This is a genomic window from Flavobacterium sp. GNP010 (genome assembly GCF_056428945.1).
Genome location: NZ_JBWJVK010000004.1, coordinates 119944 through 139822 on the forward strand (window position 1 = coordinate 119944; position 19879 = coordinate 139822).

Annotated in this window: 19 protein-coding genes; all 19 read right to left on the reverse strand. The window is 32.6% G+C overall.

Annotated elements, in window-relative coordinates; translation table 11 throughout:
- Positions 1-8: 8 nt before the first annotated feature.
- Positions 9-1085, reverse strand: a complete 1077-nt coding sequence (locus AC061C_RS02660; RefSeq protein WP_478289910.1) for a glycosyltransferase family 4 protein — start codon at positions 1083-1085, stop codon at positions 9-11.
- Positions 1076-2467, reverse strand: a complete 1392-nt coding sequence (locus tag AC061C_RS02665) for a hypothetical protein (RefSeq protein ID WP_478289911.1) — start codon at positions 2465-2467, stop codon at positions 1076-1078. Before AC061C_RS02665 ends, AC061C_RS02660 begins: the two co-directional genes overlap by 10 nt.
- Positions 2464-3264 (reverse strand): hypothetical protein, encoded by an 801-nt coding sequence (locus tag AC061C_RS02670; RefSeq protein ID WP_478289912.1) that lies wholly within the window; start codon positions 3262-3264, stop codon positions 2464-2466. The genes AC061C_RS02665 and AC061C_RS02670 overlap by 4 nt, the downstream gene beginning before the upstream one ends.
- An 11-nt stretch (positions 3265-3275) precedes the next feature.
- On the reverse strand, positions 3276-4400 hold the full coding sequence (gene neuC / locus AC061C_RS02675; RefSeq protein ID WP_478289913.1) for a UDP-N-acetylglucosamine 2-epimerase: 1125 nt from the start codon (positions 4398-4400) through the stop codon (positions 3276-3278).
- Between the two features lie 130 nt (positions 4401-4530).
- Entirely contained in the window at positions 4531-5571 is a 1041-nt protein-coding gene (locus tag AC061C_RS02680; protein WP_478289914.1) for an N-acetylneuraminate synthase family protein, read from the reverse strand.
- Between the two features lie 60 nt (positions 5572-5631).
- Entirely contained in the window at positions 5632-6309 is a 678-nt protein-coding gene (locus tag AC061C_RS02685; protein WP_478289915.1) for an acylneuraminate cytidylyltransferase family protein, read from the reverse strand.
- Positions 6310-6332: 23 nt separating this feature from the next.
- The gene (locus AC061C_RS02690) at positions 6333-7241 is read right to left on the reverse strand and encodes a glycosyltransferase family 2 protein (RefSeq protein WP_478289916.1); all 909 of its coding nucleotides are present in this window, start codon (positions 7239-7241) and stop codon (positions 6333-6335) included.
- Positions 7241-8491, reverse strand: a complete 1251-nt coding sequence (locus AC061C_RS02695) for a glycosyltransferase family protein (RefSeq protein ID WP_478289917.1) — start codon at positions 8489-8491, stop codon at positions 7241-7243. The genes AC061C_RS02690 and AC061C_RS02695 overlap by 1 nt, the downstream gene beginning before the upstream one ends.
- Before the next feature lies 1 nt (position 8492).
- Positions 8493-9599: a non-hydrolyzing UDP-N-acetylglucosamine 2-epimerase gene (gene wecB, locus AC061C_RS02700; RefSeq protein ID WP_478289918.1), complete on the reverse strand. Its 1107-nt coding sequence runs from the start codon at positions 9597-9599 to the stop codon at positions 8493-8495.
- Positions 9596-10531 (reverse strand): glycosyltransferase family 2 protein, encoded by a 936-nt coding sequence (locus tag AC061C_RS02705; RefSeq protein ID WP_478289919.1) that lies wholly within the window; start codon positions 10529-10531, stop codon positions 9596-9598. Before AC061C_RS02705 ends, wecB begins: the two co-directional genes overlap by 4 nt.
- On the reverse strand, positions 10532-11368 hold the full coding sequence (locus AC061C_RS02710) for a glycosyltransferase (protein WP_478289920.1): 837 nt from the start codon (positions 11366-11368) through the stop codon (positions 10532-10534).
- Position 11369: 1 nt separating this feature from the next.
- Positions 11370-12506 (reverse strand): glycosyltransferase WbsX family protein, encoded by a 1137-nt coding sequence (locus AC061C_RS02715; protein WP_478289921.1) that lies wholly within the window; start codon positions 12504-12506, stop codon positions 11370-11372.
- A complete protein-coding gene (locus AC061C_RS02720) occupies positions 12490-13602 on the reverse strand; it encodes a glycosyltransferase WbsX family protein (RefSeq protein WP_478289922.1) in 1113 nt (370 codons plus the stop codon). Before AC061C_RS02720 ends, AC061C_RS02715 begins: the two co-directional genes overlap by 17 nt.
- On the reverse strand, positions 13592-14461 hold the full coding sequence (locus AC061C_RS02725; RefSeq protein WP_478289923.1) for a glycosyltransferase family 2 protein: 870 nt from the start codon (positions 14459-14461) through the stop codon (positions 13592-13594). Before AC061C_RS02725 ends, AC061C_RS02720 begins: the two co-directional genes overlap by 11 nt.
- Positions 14462-14464: 3 nt before the next feature.
- Entirely contained in the window at positions 14465-15364 is a 900-nt protein-coding gene (locus AC061C_RS02730; protein WP_478289924.1) for a glycosyltransferase family 2 protein, read from the reverse strand.
- A gap of 23 nt (positions 15365-15387) precedes the next feature.
- Complete coding sequence (locus AC061C_RS02735) at positions 15388-16578, reverse strand: ATP-binding protein (protein WP_478289925.1); 1191 nt, start codon at positions 16576-16578, stop codon at positions 15388-15390.
- Between the two features lie 247 nt (positions 16579-16825).
- Positions 16826-17668, reverse strand: coding sequence for a class I SAM-dependent methyltransferase (locus AC061C_RS02740; protein ID WP_478289926.1), 843 nt, complete (start codon positions 17666-17668; stop codon positions 16826-16828).
- A 4-nt stretch (positions 17669-17672) separates the two neighbouring features.
- Positions 17673-18962, reverse strand: coding sequence for an ABC transporter ATP-binding protein (locus AC061C_RS02745; protein ID WP_478289927.1), 1290 nt, complete (start codon positions 18960-18962; stop codon positions 17673-17675).
- Positions 18963-19204: 242 nt separating this feature from the next.
- A complete protein-coding gene (locus AC061C_RS02750; protein WP_478289928.1) occupies positions 19205-19555 on the reverse strand; it encodes a four helix bundle protein in 351 nt (116 codons plus the stop codon).
- Positions 19556-19879 lie beyond the last annotated feature (324 nt).

Genomic DNA, 19879 nt, shown 5'->3' on the forward strand with positions numbered 1-19879 from the left:
GGGCTGTGCTAAATTAATTTCAAGTAATTATCCACCATCGAATCTAATGAAAAACGAGTTTCAATTAATGCTCTGGTATTTTGAGTGATTTTAAAATCGCCCAAATATACTTTTTTAATTACAAGTTGTAGTGCCGAAATATCTTTTGCGGCAGTAATAAAACCATTTTTATTGTTTGTTATCACTTCCTGGTTACCGCCAACATTAGTTGTAATTACGGGAACATTTGCCGCTAAACTCTCCAGAATAGACAAGCTAAAACACTCCATGTGTGTGGGCTGCAACATATAATCATACTGACAATAAAGCTCTTTTAAGTTCGAAACACTACCTTTAAAAATAAAATTAACCTCCAATTGTTTGTCACTTATTTTATCCAAGAGGGAAGCTTTATAAGGACCGTCACCATAAATATCGATTATCAATTTAGATTTTATAGCAACAGGTAAACGTGCAACAGCCTCGATTAAATCTTGAATCCCTTTTGACTCTCTTAAGTGTGACGCTACTAAAAATGTAGGGTTTGTATAATTTCTTTGCGTTCTTACTTTTATGTCGTCAATAATAACGCCGTTGTAAATGGTGTTCATCTTCTGTTGTAAGTGATTTCCAAAATCCTGCAGTAGTGCATTTACTGTGTATTGCGAAACCCCAACAAACAAATCAATGTATCTTGAAAAGAGTATTCCTTTGACTCTTTTTTCTATTTTCTTCTTTACCGAATATCCGCTGATAGGTCTAGGATTATGATCAACTGCAATAACTTTTGCATTAGATAGTCGCTTTATTTTTTTAAAAATAGGCGTGCATAGTTCTACAAAATGCGTAAAAATATAACTATAATTTAAGGTGTTGGCTTCACAATGTTTGGCAAAAAAAACTTCTACATTTTGATACTTTGTATCAATAATATCAAGTTGATGATAATTACCATGGGTTGCTGTATTCGGAAAAAACCATTGGACTTCAATATGGTTTTCTTTGCATTTTTGATCAAATTGCCAAAAAAAATAATCCATTCCGCCTACTCGTTCTGGGAGCAATTCATAATTGCATAGAATCGCTATTTTTTTATTTACACCCATTTTAATAGTGTTGTTGCAATTCGGTTTCCAGTGTTTGAAACTGGTTTACTCACTTGTAACTGCAATAATTTTTTTCGATTTACAGAATCTAAATTTGGATTTCCTAGGTATACCTGTATGGCATTGACCAGTTCGTCTTGAGTTTTTACAATTTTAGTAGCGTTACTGTTCACTACATTGACAATGTGGGCGTAGTTTAAAAATCGTTGGTCGTCGTACAATCCGTTTGTAGCAGTACCAAAAACAGTATTAATTACTGGCTTATCAAATTGAATAAAATCCAAACTCATTGTAGACAACATATTGATATTCAAATCAGAAAACTCAAGTAAGCTTCTCAAATCTTTGACATCTTCTGTAGTCGGTATGCGTTGCGACCACGCTTCTTGGTGCCCTTGACGGGATAAATTCCATTTGGGATAATTCCATTTTATAAAAGGATATCGTGCTACATAGGCAGCAAAACGTATCGGATCCTCAGCTGGCGATGTTCGGACCATAAAATTTACATTTCTAATTTTTTTGGCGACAATCGCATCTGCAATAGTTTCAATATACAATTCATCATTTTTACTCGTTGAAATATCCCCACAACTAAAACAAATGGTTTTCAAAGTATCATCTAAATTGAACTTCTCTACAAATTCGGCTTTAGTGACTTGGTACCTTTCTAACACATAAGGTTCAAATTGTGGCGTTCCAACTACCTGAATATTTCCTTCTTCAACTGAAGTGTAAAACTGTTGCAATTCGGCTTTCATTAAATCACTCCAAACCAAATAATAATTAAAATTGGCTGCCATTCTTCCCTTCGATGCCAAATTATCCCAAGAAAAAATAAATGTAGCGGTCTTCACTTTTAATTGCGCTGCCTGAAAAACCAAAGGGGCAATATAAGGCGGTCGCTGGTGTGTAAAAAACAATAAATCAAAATTCTCGTTTTCTAAAATTGTTTTATATTGAGTAGTTATCGAATTTCTTTTAAATGATTTTTTTTGCCAAAAATTAAAGCGTTGAATCCATTTTTCAGAATGTAAATGGTCGGTTAATTTAAAAATAAAACGGGTAGCATAGCCTCTCGGTGATTTAGATGCGGTAGTGTTGACTCTTAAACTATCTTGAATTCCAAAATTATTGTTTTTATGCAATTGCAAATGCGCTATTTCTTTGGCTTTCCTAAAAAACCATGTTTTGAACCTTTCTTCAAAAACATCCAACTCAATAATTCTTGATTGCGTTACAAAGTCCTTGTAGATATGGTCTGGTAAACAAGATAGTATGACTACCTCATCGAATAATTTCTCGGCTTCCGCCAAAAAATCGCTCAATATAAAATTCCGGAACCCTACTCCATCAGTAATTACAACTCCTAGTTTTTTCATTTGGCTAATTTTCTACAGATTTTCTCGTAAAGTTTTAGCACGAGCTGTTCTAGTGCAAAAGTACTTTTTTTGTAAAGCTTTGTTTGAATTGACAATGAGTTTTTTGGCACTGCTACGATCTTCATTTTTTCTATGATACAATTGATTCTTTTGGTGTGCTTTTCATTTTCACCATAGCTTCTAGCATACCAAGTATGACATAAAATTTCTTGATTATTGAAAACTACTTTGTTTGAAATTCCATCTGAATCCATTACAGCCTCTAAAAAAAGAAATTGTTTCCCTTTTCTTCTCAGCCAGAAATAAAAGCAGTAATAAGGTTCGTAAAGACTAGTGCTATCATAATCAAATGGTAATCTAGATAAGTCATCTTGAAATTCATTAGGAATACAAAACTGATTTTTGAGCATTTCCTTTGTATTCCACATGACTTCGATTTCTTTGAAATGTAGTATTGAAAAAAAAGTGTTTATAACAAATGGATTTTTATTTCGATGGGCAATACTTCCCCCGTCTCTAACGCCACAAACTGTCGTTTGCTTTGCTTTCATTTCGTTGATAATATCAAAAACCAGATTTGGATTATAAAAAATTACATCCTCATCTGCCATTATTAGCCATTCAATCCCTTTGCCTTTAAGTCTTTTCATCATATATTTGATACTGTGAATTCCATGCATTCCGTTGGTCCCATCAATTATATAGTGCGAAATCCCTTTAGGAAAAAGCGGTGTAGTTTTAGCATACAAATCAAAATTTGCAACTGTAGTCAATAGCGCTATTGAGGAAGTATCCAAATCCTTAAATATTAAAAATTGTCTTTGAACTGTTTCTGATGATTGATCTCCCAAAAACTACTCTTCTGAAGGGTTTTTACAAATAATTGAGCACTATTTCCTGCTCCAAAATGACCTGTATCAGTACTAACTTTATGTGAAACTACACTTTTTAAAGCTTGTTTAATAGTGTTTGTATCATAATCCACATTTATAATATCCGAATTTAGCACTCTATTTTGTTGGCGCGTGCCAATGTTTATAATCGGGATTCCGTAATACGGTGCTTCCCTAATTCCGGCACTACTGTTCCCTATTATAAATTGTGCGTTTTTTAATAAGGTTAAAAAATATTCAAATCGAAGGGATGGAATAATACGAAATCTAACATTGCCTTTTAATTTTTGATATTCATCAATTATACATTGGCTTCCTAAATCGTTGTTGGGATAAATAACGATATAATTATGGACATCGGTTTGTAAGGCAGCTACAAAATTTTGAACGTAGGCTTTCATCGCAATAGCTTCGGTTGTCACAGGATGAAACATTACAATAGCAAAATTCTCAAAAGGAATTTCGTAATATTTTTTTACGTCGTCAATATTTGGTAAGTCATCGGAAAACATAATATCAATATCGGGAGAGCCAATAGTATGTATTGAAGATTCTATTTCTCCCATTTGTTTTAAGCGCCTAGCAGCGTCATCGTTTGAAACAAAATGAATGTGACTGAGTTTAGAAACACTATGCCGAATTAACTCGTCTACTGTTCCCGAGAGTTCGCCACCTTCTATATGAGCGACTAGAATATTGTTGAGTGAACCCACAATAGCGCCTGCTAAAGTTTCTACTCGATCTCCATGAACTACAATTAAATCAGGATTTACCTTTTTGCAATAGCTAGACAATCCTTCAATGGTTTTAGCCAAAGTCAAATCCATGGTGGTTTCGTGAGTACTATTTTCAAACGTATGCACGTTGGTAAAATTACAGCGTTCAATTTCAATCAGCGTTAATCCATATACCGCTTGCAAATGCATGCCTGTAACAAAAACAAATACTTCAAATTCTAGATCATTATCTAATATCGAAATGAGTGATTTTATTTTACCAAAATCAGCTCTTGTTCCCGTTAAGAAAACTACTTTTTTCATTTTAAAATTTTAATCTTATTGAATCACAGCCAATCTCGACTGTACTCGATTTGACATATTTTATATGACATCATTTATTTCAAATATACTTGTCACGTCGAGTGCAGTCGAGACGGTGTACTAATAATACCTAAACTATATCGTCCCATGTCAACTGTTCATCATTCTCTATCTGTCGGCTGGCGATTTTCCCCAATACTTCATTAAAATGTGCTGCTAAAATTTTCCCTGTTCCTGGACGTTTTACCCAAATATTTTCTTTGGTCAGTACTTCCCCTTTCTTTATTGTAGCAATAGTGCAAACCGTTGCAAAAGCAAAGTTTATTGTAACTTGTTCTTCTTGGGCTGGTTCCTTAGTCCCGCCGCGCATTTGCCATATTTCATTGGAAGAAAGAATCAATTCAGAGGCCGTTTTTTCATCCATACTACACACAATATCTGGTCCAGTGCGTTGCATGTGATCTGTAAAATGACGTTCTAAAATACTCGCACCTAATGCGACTGCTCCCAAACACGCATTGTTGTTCAAGGTATGATCAGAAAGTCCAAAAACCTTGTCAGGAAAAGCTTCGTGCAATTGCGTCATAGCTCCATAACGTACTAAATGAATGGGTGTGGGGTATAAATTAGTCGTATGTAAAAGTGCAACTGGAATCTTGTGTTTGTCAAAAATAGCAACCGCTTTTTGAACACTTTCAATTGTATTCATTCCAGTGCTTAGAATTACTGGTTTTCCATAAGTAGCAATGTGCTCCAAAAGTGGGTAATTATTGCACTCGCCAGAACCTATTTTGTAGGCATGAAGATCCATTTTTTTCAACCTTTCGGCTGCAGCACGAGAGAAGGGCGTTGATATAAAAATCATTCCCTTGCTTTCAACATAATTTTTCAATTCCAACTCGTCACTTTCATTCAATGAACAGCGTTCCATAATTTCATAAATAGATACGCTTGCATTACCTGGAATTACTTTTTTGGCCGCACCGCTCATTTCATCTGCAACGATATGCGTTTGGTGTTTCACAATTTCTGCTCCTGCTCTCTTTGCAGCATCGACCATTTGTTTAGCAATTTGTAAAGAGCCTTCATGGTTAATCCCTATTTCGGCAATAACTAAAGGCGGGAAATCTTGCCCTATTTTTCTGCCAGCAATTTCTATATATGGATTCATAATACCCGTTAGGAGTTATTTATCTCAACTTTACTCGAGATTACAATTATTTAAGATTTATCAGGTCGAGCGCTGTCGAGACACTTTTTTTATTAAATATTCAGCGTAATCGAAATCTTCTTGTGTGTCAATATCAACTTGGGCAAAAATATGATTTACAATGTATGGAAAAGCTTTTTCTGAGATGATACTATTTTCCAAAATCAGTGCAGCTTTTGTAATATAAAGCAAGCCATTCTCAAAATAAAGCGACTTTAGATCTTGGCTGCGTTGACCTATTTCGTAATTGAACGGAATAAAGATCCCAGATTTAATTTCTCCAAATTTATGATGGTTTTGAGTAACGGTAAACAAACTATCGACTTTTTCATTTTGGAATTTCACAAAGCACTCTTTTAACAAATTTGGTGGGCGCAACGGATTAGTGGGTTGCAATACTATTACATTTTCAACTGCATCATGAATCGATTCCAGTACGTGTTGCAAAGTAGTAAGGGTTGGTTCTAGATCTCTCGAAAGTAAGGCTGGTCGATCAATCACTTCGGCTCCAAAAGCCAGAGCAATTGTTTTGATTGTTGAATCATCCGTTGAGACATAAACCGCATCAATAATGTCGCTATTGGCTTGTGCATATAAAATACTGTGTACCAATAACGGATAATCGCCAAGCAAGAGCCTATTTTTATTAAGCAATCTTTTAGATCCGCCACGAGCTGGAATTATGGCTATGGTTTTCATGATATTTGTTTAGTAAAATGTAGTTATTTTTCTGGCGACCAATATATTTTTGTGTCCGGCAACTTTCGATAAGCTTTTAGTTCATTGTGAAGCAGTCGGTTTGAATTTTTAAAAAGTTTTGGAATATGAATGATCACATCTCCTATAGCTTGCACTATTGCAATGCTTGCCATTAGATCTCCCTTTAAAACTTTGTTCCTAATTTGTATCCACAGCGAGTAAAAAAACAATCTTGGAATAGTTTTCAGAGGGTAAAACATAATATACAAATACCATCCCGATCGCAAAGACCGTCTTAACCTCAACCGGTAATCGCTCGCTTTTTTACGGGATTTTACATCGACCCGATGATGAACTAGAACACTTGGTAGGTAGTGAATTTCGATATTTTTTTTAAATAAATGATAACTTGCAAAGTCCTCTTCACCATAAAAAACAAACCACTCTGGATAATTTGCAATTGAATTCCAAGCCGACATTCTCCATACGTGTGCTCCTCCGGCAAAACTCTGCATCATAACTGGAATTTCTTTTGAAACTGTAGAATTTGGTGCTTCTAAATCCCAAAAAATTCGAAACCCAATTAACCCACAGTTTACATTTTTTTCAAAATGATGAGCAATCAATTCCAAAGGCTCTTTGGTTATAAAATGTAAATCATCATCAATAGAAATAGCAAATTGAGTTCTTACCAAACTCAATAATTTGTTCCTACTGTAAATTAATCCTTTACTAATTGGATTCCGTATTAACTGAATATTTGGATAATTATTTTGCAAAAAAGAAATGGTTTCATCTGATGATCCATCATCGCAAATAATACATTCTACATTACTTCTGTCTAATAGATTTTGAATTTTTAGTAAAGTATATTTTAAATCAAGCAAACGATTTTTAGTGGTAATGAGTATAGTGAAACTTGAATCTTGCATTAATTTGATGATTTTTCAGTCAAGTTATCTATAACAGATTTTAAATACGTATCCGATACATAATCGATTAAATCAGGTCTATTCAACAGTAAATTATTCGGGTTTTGTTTCCACAATTGATATAAATTTTCAATAATGATAGCAATTCTCTCTACATCATCGACTTCACCCCAAAAAGGATAATCATTTCCTAATAACCTTCTTGTCTCGCTAAAATATGGAGACAATATCAAAATAATTTTATTTGCTTCAATACAATGTGGAAATTTAGCTGGTAAGAAGGGGCTAATCTCTGATTTGGCTTCTAAAATGATATTAACTGAAGCATTTTTTTGTAAATGATACACTTCGTCAAAATGGCTATTACCATTATAGATATATATTTCAGGACTATTTTTTTTATATTCTTCTAACATTGCACTATGATAAGAAGCATTCCCCAATAAAAGTAATCTTGAATCTGATTTTGCAGCTGGATTTTTATTCAAAAACATTTTAAATCCGTTTATTAAACCCTCAGGAGATCTTTGTTTCATTAAATTTCCTGCATGCAACAAATTAAATTTCGAATCATCAAAATAGGATGGAAAACTTGCATTCTGGACTTCGTGTTTTGAATTTTGATGCGGGATAATAAGGCCTGTGTTAGCAAAGTTAGGAAAATAACTGCTCATCCATTCCTTTAATAATTGACTAGGGAAAGCAGTATACTTTGCTTTTTGTGATAACTCACGGAAAAAAAATTCTTTTCTATCATATCCTGGCTCAACCCAATTATAAGGTCTTGGGTAATAATGAAATGGAAATGGATCATGAATATATGCCATCCATTTATCATGTAGATGAGTTAATTTAAGCATCGCATAATGAGGCCGAAAACTTGCTCCTTTACTCAAAGTAAGAACTAAATCGGGATTAAATGATTGTTTTTTTAAAGCTTTGCTAATGCTTTGTGTATCATTAAAAAAATTAAAGGAAAATCCAAATCTCTTTTCAAAAAAATGGGTCAAATTAACTTTAAATTTTCTATTTACAACTCTTAGAAACCTACTAATAAAATAATAAAAGCTTGATTTTATTTCAGGAATAGCAACAGTATTTATATTTTTTAAAGTAATATTTTTTAAAGTATAGTGATAGACCACAATCTCAAAACCAGCTTCGTTTAGATTAGTTATCAAAGCCACATTGGCTTTAGATCCGCTACTATCTTCAATATCTATAGAATCTACTATAACGAGTATTTTCATTTTAGTTTGTGGTTAATAAATAATCATTTATTTTTCGAGAAGCCTCTCCATTACCATAGGGATTTACTGGTTTTTCAAAACCTTTAAAATTTTCTAAAATATCCTCTATAGCATTTATGATTTTATTTTTATCCGTTCCTACCAAAGTTGAAAATCCAGCAGCAACTCCTTCTGGTCTTTCTGAAACGGTTCTGGTTACTACAACTGGTTTTCCTAATGAAGGTGCTTCCTCTTGAATACCTCCTGAATCTGTAACTATTAAAAAAGATTTTTGCATTAACCAAACAAAAGCGGGGTAAGGGACTGGCTCAATAAGTTGAATGTTTTTCCTGTTCGCCAATAATTCATATACAACATCCATTACATTGGGATTCAAATGTACCGGATATACAATAGTGACATCGTCACGTTCAGAAATTTTAAAAAGTGCTTCACAAAGGTTCTGCATTCCTTCTCCAAAATTCTCTCTTCTATGTCCCGTAACCAAAATTATTTTTTTTCCAACTGGGATTATATTTTTTAAGTTGTCAATTTCGTGGTGCGCATAACCCTTTTTTTCTATTTTACTAATAGTCCAAAACAATGCGTCGATTACCGTATTTCCAGTTTCAAGAATACTATGTGGAGAGATTCCTTCGTTCAATAAATTTTGTGTTGCTTGTTTTGTGGGCGTAAAATGCATATCGACAATCCTACTGGTTATTTGACGATTGATTTCCTCGGGAAATGGTGCCCGTTTATTGTACGTTCGCAACCCAGCCTCTATATGTCCTACTTTTATACCCAAATGAAATGCTGCTAAAGCCACCAAAGATGATGTAGTTGTATCCCCATGTACCAAAACCAAATCTGGTTTTTCTGTAACTAAAACCTTATCCATTCTAGAAAGAATCTTAGCACTTAAACCATTCAAAGTTTGATTAGCTTGCATTAAATTGAGATCATAATCTGGAACAATCTCAAAAAAATCCAATACTTGATCCAGCATTTCTCGGTGTTGCGCTGTCACACATACTTTTACACCAAAATTACTTTGCGTAAGTTCATGATAAAGTGGTGCCATTTTGATAGCCTCTGGGCGTGTACCAAAACAAAGGAGGATTTTCATTTCTTAATTCTTTTTATTTTTTTCTTCACTTTATATATTGGTAAACGTAATGGATATGACATATAAAAAAGTTTCCACTTTAATCTTCCCAGTAATCCTATATCTAAAATCTTTAAAATTCGATTAAATAAATTATACTCTTTAAAACCAATAGAAAAAGTTATAAGATATTGAATTAATGAAGTTGTAAGTAATTGTTTTTCTTTAAGATTTTGAATAACTAAAACAACAGCATCTGCTTGTGAACTTCTTCTAACAGGATTATTTTGAAAAAACTCTCCGGTGTTGGAATTAGGATGTTTTCTTCCATAAAATAAAAATTTGTTAATTGAAATTCCTTTAGCTCCATAAGATAAAATTCTCGAATATAATTCCCATTCTTCAGCATACATTAAATGTTCTACAAAGCGATTTTGGTCAAAACATCCTCTCTTCCACATTACTACGCAGGAATTAAACGGAAGTTCATGATTTAATAACTTTTCAATATCATTTTTTGTAATTTCAAATGATGAGTACATTTTAGAATAATCAAAACTATAATCAAAATCATTAAAAAAAACTGCTCTTTCATATCTACAAAATAAGAATTTTTCTTGTTCTAATTCTTTTACACATAATTCTAAATTTTGAGGATGCACAATATCATCATCATCAAAAAATATGATATAATCACCCTGTGCTAAATCAATGCCATAATTCCTGCACCCCGGTAAACCTTTTTTATAATTATCTGTACGTTTTAAAAATTTAAATCGTAAATCTTTATTTAAGATTGGTGTAATAACCTCTAAGGTATTGTCCGTTCCTCCGTCATCAATGATTAAACATTCAAATTCTGAATAAGTTTGATTTTGAATTGACAGCAAAGTCTCCAATATAAAATGGCTTCTATTAAAAGTTGCCATGATTATGGTTACTATAGGTTTCATTTAATTAAATATAGATTTAATAAACCGAATTGGTTTTAATATTATTTTACCTATCCTAAACTCAATTCTTTGCAAATTTTTCAATTTTTCATTTTCTTCCCTTTTGATTCTAGACAACATATCATTTATAAAAACATCATAATATATAATATTTAAATCCTTATGTTTAGTATAGATATAATGTAGCAACTCATATTTATTTTTATTAGCCACTTCGGTAGTAGTATCTGTTCTTTTTCTATAATTGTAAAGCGGTTCTTGAACTATTTTTGCATAACCCCCATTTTTTAATAACCTTATAAAAAATTCCCAATCTTCAAATCCTTTTCTCATCCCTTCGTCATAGCCACCACAATTTAACCAATCCACTTTTTTGAACAATGATGTTCCCAACGCATTATTGGAATACAAAAAATCAGAAATTTTACCTCCTTGTGGTTCATAAACAGAATAATTACCGTTTTCCAAAAGTAAATTCGCAAAACAGCTTACTATTTTTACCCCATCATCTTTTAAAAAAAATGAAATTGCCTTCTCACAAAAAGTTGATTCAAAATAATCATCACTATCCAATAATAAAATAAAATCACCTTTTGAAAATTCAATACCAACATTTCTTGCTTTACTTTGCCCTTGATTTTCTTGCGTAATGAGTTTTGTTATCTTTGGTTTAATTTTTTTTAAAACTTCTTTAGTTTCTATATTAGAACCGTCATCAACGACTATAATTTCTTTATGAGGATACGTTTGATTTAATGCAGAATTTACAGCTTGTTCAATAAACTGAAAGTCATTGAAACAAGGAATAATTATTGATATTACAACATTACTTTTCACGCTAAGTGTTTTTTAACAGATTCTCTTTGACATTTCTAACTGACTCCAGCCATTTTATTCCAAATTTCATATCAGGTTCCAAATGATTTCCCTCTGCCCATTCATTCCAAGATTTTATGATAATCATTTGAGGATTTTTTGGATTCTTAAACAATTCTTTGACTGTTTTCTCCAAATGAATTTTCCAAGAGTCTGGATTTGAATTTACAAAAATTAATGACTTCTTCCCACTTCGTGCTGAGTTATCCCAGTTGGGGAAAACACAGGGAATATATTTTTGATGTAAAAAAGTTAAATTAAATTGTGATACTGCTTTTTTATAATCAAAAATTAATGGTTTCAATCTTTTACCAATCTGATTCGTAAAACCAAGTTTAACTTTAATTTGTCTTTCAAGCCATCCCAAATACCTTACATCTTCAAATAAAAATCCCTTGCTATATCTCATTTTTTGGAATACTTCGACACCCACTTTTCCGTAAATAAATTTATTATTCAGAACAATATCTGAACAAATTGTTGCTATAAAATGAATACCATTAAAACCATTAGCAGTCGCTAAATCATTAAAAATAGTTATAAACGCTTCATGATTTGGTATATCATCAAATCTATACACATGAAACATAGGCTTATTATCAATCTTGATATACCGTTCATCTTGAAAAAAAGGAAGTGAATAATTAAAATACTGTATGTAATCTTGCTCCCCTTGATACGTTTGCTCTATTAAGGTATCTGGATTAACTAAACCATGCCAAATTCCTTTCCATGTTTCATTTGCCCAACAAAAACAAAAAGGCAATACGATATTTTTATTTTGCAACATGGCTTCTGCGGGTTTTTCAAGCAGCATTTTCCCATTTCCAAACCAATATTGATAATAAATAAATCCATCAACACCATATTCTTTAGCCAACAGTGCTTGTTGCTCTTGAATTTCGGGCAAACGTAAATCATAAAATCCTAAATCTGCAGGTAAAATAGGTTGATAATGCCCTTTAAAAAGTGGTTTTGCTTTAGTTACATTTGTCCACTCTGTAAAACCTTTACCCCACCATAAATCGTTTTCAGGAATAGGATGATATTGCGGTAAATAATAGGCTAGAAATTGAATTTGCCTAGAGTTCATTTTCATGATTTTTAAAAGTGTTTTTTGTCATTTCCAAATACGATGTTCCCCATTTCTGGCAAGGTTCTAAATGATTTCCTTCGGCCCATTCATTCCAAGCATTTATAAATAGAAACTTCTCGGCATTTTGTTGCCAAGGATATTTTTTTAAAACATATTGCAACCAACTACCATATATCGCTGGAGTTGAACCCTTAAAAATGAAGGCATTACTCTTTCGCCTAGCACTATTATCCCACATTGGTACAATAGAAGGGCAAATATTACTTTTAAATTCTTTACTTATTTGGATATCAACAAACGCACTATAATCAAAAACTCTATCTTCTTCTTTTAAGATAACTTTTTCTTTTAAACCTAATTGCGCATTAATTTTTCTAAATATTCTTTGAGTTATCGTTCTTTTTTTTTCTGGAATTGTTGGAAAACGCGGTTGAAATTCGACAGCAAAATCAAAACCCATTGCTATTGGATCATCAATTATACCCCAACTTTGCATATACCCCAGATGTACCTCGCCAATTCCCTTTTGCCTGGCTTTAGTTCTCCATATTTCAGTTGTTTTTTTAATATCATTGAACAATTTTGGTCGATATACTAAAAACACAGGCTTACCGTCATGTTTTATGTATCGCTCATCCTTGAAATAGTTTTCACATAAAAACTCAAAATGAGATTCATCATCATCAAAACTATATTCTTGTTTCAATAAAACCTCCCTTTCTTCACCATCCCAAGCTCTTGTCCAATTTTCGTTTGCCCAACACATCATAAAGGGTAAGTCTTCTTTTGGGTTTCGCATTTTTCTATCCAAAGGTTCATGCAACATCCGTCGACCATTAAACCAATAATGATAATAGCAAAACCCAAAAATACCGAACTCTTTTGCCAATTTTTCTTGTGCTAAACGGGATTCTTCGACTCGCAGATCGTAAAAACCCAAATCCGCAGGTAAATGTGGTTGATAATGCCCCTTAAATCTAGGACTTGCCTTAGTAACATTTGTCCATTCTGTAAACCCTTTCCCCCACCATTCATCATTTTCAGGAATGGGATGAAATTGGGGTAAGTAGATGGCTATGGGTTTGATATTATTTGACATATTTATACAACTTCAATAATATTGGAGGAATAAAAAGTATAAAATTGTTTTTTAAAGATTTATTTGGAATATGTTTATTTTTAAAACTGTTTTCGTTACAAATTCCAAAATATTTAATAAAAAGAGCATTTTGCCCGATGTGTGTTTTGAAAAATTTTACCTGATTATTTAATTTTATAACATCACTCATCATACTCTTATTATGCAACCTGATTAGAGTTTTAGTTTCTTTAGGATAGCCTATGTGTTCAAATATTAAATTATTTAATGCACATCTAAAATTAAAATCCCAATCCTCTAAAGCTTTTAAGTTAATATCGAAAAAACCAACTTTTTCAAATACGTTTCTTTTATATAGTGATGCACTTATCACCATTGGATTACCCAATTTAAAAACCTCTTTTACATCACTATCATACCTTGTCAAAAAAACTTCATGTTTAAAGTTATCTCTTCCTAATATTTTTAATATTCTTGAACCAGAATCAAAATACCTGTAGCCAGAAACAGCAATATCAATAACTGGATTTTGATACATAAATTTCACTTGAAATCTTAATTTTTCTTTTTCTAAGATATCATCACAATCTAAAAACTGAACAAACTCCCCCACAGCAAGAACTAAACCTGCATTTCTCGCACTACTCAATCCACCGTTTTCTTTATAAATATATTTAAATCTTGAGTCTTTTTCTACCCATTTTTGTGCTATTTGTTTTGTATCATCTGGACTTCCATCATTAACAATAATACATTCCCAATTAGTATAAGTTTGATCTAATACTGATTGCAACGCCTCATCTAGATACTGCGCTTGATTGTAACAAGGGACGATTATTGAAATTGAGATGTTATTCATGGATCAATAATAGAATGATTTTAAAAATCGTTTTACCAACTTTATAGTGTTTTGAGAACCTAAATACATAATAGTCACGTTTAGTAGTGAAATCCACTCGCGAATACTTAAATTTCTTTCTTTTAGAATTTCAAATTCATATGTACGTGCAAAATTATTTAGTTGCTCAGTATTAAATAATCTAGTCTTCTTAAAAAGTATATACTTGAAAAACAAAAGTTGTGATTCATTTTTTAATTTCAAATTATCACTTTTACCTGAAATGTTTAGAGTAGACATTCTAATATAAACTATACTTTCATTAATAGTAAATATAGGTTTTTCACCAGAAAAATCAATCCATGCGGTATCGTCACTATTCCATGCCAAAGGATATTCTTTAAATCTATGTTCTTCATACATAAATCTTGAAAAAACATATTCTGACAAGGAACTTCTACTCAAGTTCCTATATTTTCTCCAATACGATTGAGGGGCAAGTTCCCAAACAGGATACTCAAAAATAGCCGATATTCCTCCTAAAGATTCATCTTTAATTTTTGTTGCAAATCGTATTACGTATGAATTATTCGAAAATTTATTAAAATTTTTACACCAAGATTCAACAACGTTTTCTCCCAAATAATCATCATCCCCCAAAATCATCAACCACTCTTCATTACCTGATAATGCTATACATCTCTCCCATTGTTTGGTTAGTGAAGTTCCTCCTAAATTATCTTCGAACCTGTGATATGAAAAATCAAACTGTCCTTTATACTTTTCTATTAAATTGGATGGATCTTCTGGACTCGCATCATCTCCGATGTACACCTTAAAATCTTGGCACGTTTGTGCTGCCAAGGAAGCCAAAGTAGCCTCAAAGAAAGTATGCTTGAAATAAGGAATTATAATAGCGAGCATTTAGTTTAAAATTAAATCATTTTCTAATATAAAAAACCAAACAACCATAACGGAATTGTTGCACTAGATCCTATTTCGATACCATCTTTTACAACAAAAGAATTTGGCAAACCCTCGATCTGCTTTTGTTTCTTGTTCTTGCCTCCTAATTCAAATTCATAAATACCATTTACCTTAAAATCTGCAGTTGACGAAGCAAAAACAGTATGCTTGTGCTGTACTTGATTAAAGAAAAATGTTTCTCGCAAGTTCCCTACATTAACATTGGCACTTATGTTATGCATTAAATTAGGATTATTTAGAAAAATTTTTTCGGGTTTACCCAAACTATTAATTCCTTTTTCTTCCACATACAAAAGTTGCAAAAGTTGCGCATCGTTCAGCAATTTTAAATAATTTTTCATGGTATTGAGACTTACTCCTGTTCGCTCGCTAATAGAGTTCATATTGGGTTTAAAGGGGACTGAACCGCTTATTACGGCCAATAATTTTTTTAGTAGCAAAGCATTCGATACTGGAATGGAAGCATATTGCGGAATATCGACTTCCAGAACCGTGAGAATCACTTCGCTCAATTTTTGATGAAATGAATTTTTATTTTCCATATAAAATGGATAATAACCATAGAGTAAATAATTCTCAAAATACTGTAAAGGTTTTATTTTTTGAACCATTTGCATGGCGATGGTAATATGATTGTCTAGTATATCTTGAAGCGAATAACTATCTAATTTAATTTGGGTTTCAAACTGAATAAATTCTCTTAACGACAAACCTGGCATAGTATAGATGACTACTCGCCTACTCAAATCGGCCTTTGCTTGATGAATGTGCAATAAGGATGAACCCGTAAAAACCAATCTTAGGTGAGGCATATCGTCATAAATATTTTTAACTTCTATAGCCCAGTTGGGGTATTTATGAACCTCATCAATGGCAATAAATAAACCTCCCTTTTTGTAAAAATCATCTACAAAATCATACAGTGTGTTTTCGAGAAAATACAAATGGTCTAAACTAACGTACAAAACCTTGTGAGTAGGTTCAAAATTGAGACGAATGTATTGCAACAATAGCGTAGTCTTGCCCACACCACGGCTCCCTTTTATGCCTATAAAACGGTTATCCCAATCAATTGAATGGATAAAATCTCTTACGTGATGCGTTTGTACCCGTGCATATTTTTCATAAAACTGACTTATTAATTTTTCCATAGCCTTTATTTTAAACAAAAATATACAAAAACATCAATACATTGATGTTTTTTATACTATTTAATATCAATGGATTGATGCTTTAAAAAAACTTACTTTTATACATTCCTAACAAATAAATTGGATCTTCTGCACTATCATCCTCACCAATGTTGACTTTAAAATCGCTAGTTTGTTTGTTAAGTTAATGATTTCAGAGTTTCATCAAGAAAATTAAGCTTGTAGCATTGAATGATAATTGCTAGCATTATTTGAATATCCTTTTCAAAATTTTAAAGGGAAATAAAATTAAATACCCAAGTTTATAAGTAGTACTTGAATAGATTGTATTGACTGTATTATTAACTGTATTACTAATTGTAATATTAAATTGAGCATCTATAATTTGACTTCCTTCAAAAATTGACTGTATTTGTTCTTTAAAATTATTATCTGAAACTATTGCTATAAGATACAAGGGGACGACAAGTAAATCTGAAACATCTGAATAATTACCTGAAAAAATCTGTAGCTCATTCTGGAATTTCTCATCTTGTATAATGGAATTACCATTACAATACTTTTGAGTTAATAATTGTATTTTATTAAATTTTTTAGACAATAGGTCAATAAATTCTTGTTTGTATAGCTCTTTAATATGGAATTGATTATTGAAATTTCTTTGGTCAGAATAATATAATTTATCTGGTGTCGAAATAATCAATAACCCATCGGGCTTTAAAACTCTTTTTATTTCATTCATCATTTCATCATGCTCATCGTGATGTTCGATAGTCTCAAAACTTACAACTACATCAATTGTATTATCATCAATAGGAATATGACTGGTGCTTCCTGTTAGAAATTCTAGATTTTCATTTTTGTACTTTAATTTTGCTTCTTGAACAGTCGTGTCATCTATATCTATACCATATACAAAAGTTGCCTTGTTACTCATTATATTACTTCCATATCCTTCACCACTTGCAATATCTAATACTATTTTATCTTTAATATAATTAGTAACGATGGCATATCGGTGTAAATGCTCTATGGTATCTCTACTTAGTATAAAGGTTTCTAATCTTTCTCCTGACCATTTTTTTTTCATCTTTTTAATTTTTCCATTCTAACTCTGGTCTAATCAATCCGGGGTAGTGTCCAGAATAATTGCCTCTTACCGACTTATCACCAAACTCATCAATAACATTAAATCCAAGCACATTCATTTCATGAAATTCAATGTGAAATGGACTGTACCTCATAATTGCAAAACTGCACGAATAGCTCCCTTCTGCAAGCAAATTTCCAGGTATCGTAATAGATTTTATGAATTTACCAACTGGTAATGATTCTTTTAAAGTAGATGAGTTTTTATCATGAGAACTAAAAATATGGACATTTTCAACATTAAATAAATTAAATCCATGAGTAAAAAACTCACCTTCTCTGAAAATTTCATATGTGAATTCAATTTTAATTTCATCAAAAATACTATGACTTACAGCTACTTTATTATCTTTATTTACAACTTTTGCTTCAATTAATTCTATAAAACTACCTTTAGGTTTATTAGAACTAGAAGCATCCCACGTACGATGAGCTGTAGAATTTTTATCTTCAAGATATTTCTCAATACTCTCCTCAATTCCCCCTTCAAAAACCACTTTCCCGTTTTCTAAAACAATTCCTCGAGTACACAAGCTCTTCACCGCCGCCATATTGTGACTCACAAACAGCACCGTTCTTCCTTCGCCTTTGGAAATATCTTGCATTTTACCAATCGCTTTTTTCTGAAACTCAGCATCACCTACAGCTAATACCTCATCTATGACTAGTATTTCAGGCTCTAAAAATGCCGCTACTGCAAAAGCCAATCTTACCGTCATTCCAGAGCTGTAGCGTTTTACTGGTGTGTCTATATAACGGGCACAACCCGAGAAATCTATAATCTCGTCCAGCTTAGAGGCTATTTCTTTTTTGGTCATTCCAAGTATAGCTCCGTTCAAAAAGATGTTTTCTCTACCCGTCATTTCGCCATTAAATCCTGTCCCTACCTCTAATAATGAAGCAATGCGTCCTCTCGATTTTATGCTTCCGGTTGTAGGTGCTGTAACTTTGGATAATATCTTGAGTAAAGTAGACTTCCCCGCTCCGTTTTTGCCAATAATACCCAAAACTTCACCCCGTTCTACTTCAAAATTGATGTCTTGTAATGCCCATACATAATCACTTGTGCCTTTTGTAGCACGATCATTGTTATCGCCTATTTTTAAATATGGATTCTCTTTTCCGCGTACTTGATGCCACCAGCGGTTGAGGTCATGACTCAGCGTGCCAGTTCCCACTTGGCCCAAGCGGTATTGTTTCGAAATGTTTTCGGCTTTTAATATGATATCCTTCATAATTCGTGAGAAGTGAATAATCAACTGTGAATAGAGAATAACTTCTTACAATTCACAATTCGTCTTCATTTTACTCGTTTTTTAGCTATATGATATTTTCTTTTTTATTTGTTTTGCAAAGGAATATTTTATCTCACTCTACACTTCTCACTTTTCACTTTTTTCACTTTTAACTTTCCACTACTCACACTTCTCACTTTTCACTACTCACTCTACTCTTCTCACTCCTCACTCCTCACGTCTTACTTCTTACTATCTATATAATTCCTAAAGCCTAAAAGTAATTTTTTAACCTCAGTTAGTAGGTTCTCAATAGAGTCATTTTTCTCTGTAAAATTCAATCTTACAGCAATCAAGTATTGAGTTTCTACCTCCGAAAGAGATCCCAGTGCTATGTGAAGAAAATGAATTAATTCTTTATCTCCCTTTCTTGCAACTCCTTCAGCCAAATTAGAAGGGATCGAAACTGCTGCTCGTCTCATTTGACTTATTAAACCAAACTTTTCGGCATCTGGAAACTGTTGCGTTAATTTGTAAATAACCTCAACTAAGTCCATACTTTTTTTCCAAACATCCAAATCTTTATGGTTCATTACTTTAATTTTTTTAATGAAAACATCAACCTGTAAGACTGAAATCTCATCTAATTTATCCACTTTTCACTATTCTCACTTTCCACTCCTCGCTCCTCACTATTCTCACTTTTCACTTCTCACTCCTCACTTCCACTTCTCACTATTCTCACTATTCTCACTTTTAACTTCTCACTCGTCACTCCACACTTTTCGCTCCTCACTATTCTCACTATTCTCACTTTTAACTTCTCACTCGTCACTCCACACTATTCACTCCTCGCTCCTCACTATTCTCACTTTTAACTTCTCACTCGTCACTCCACACTTTTCACTCCTCGCTCC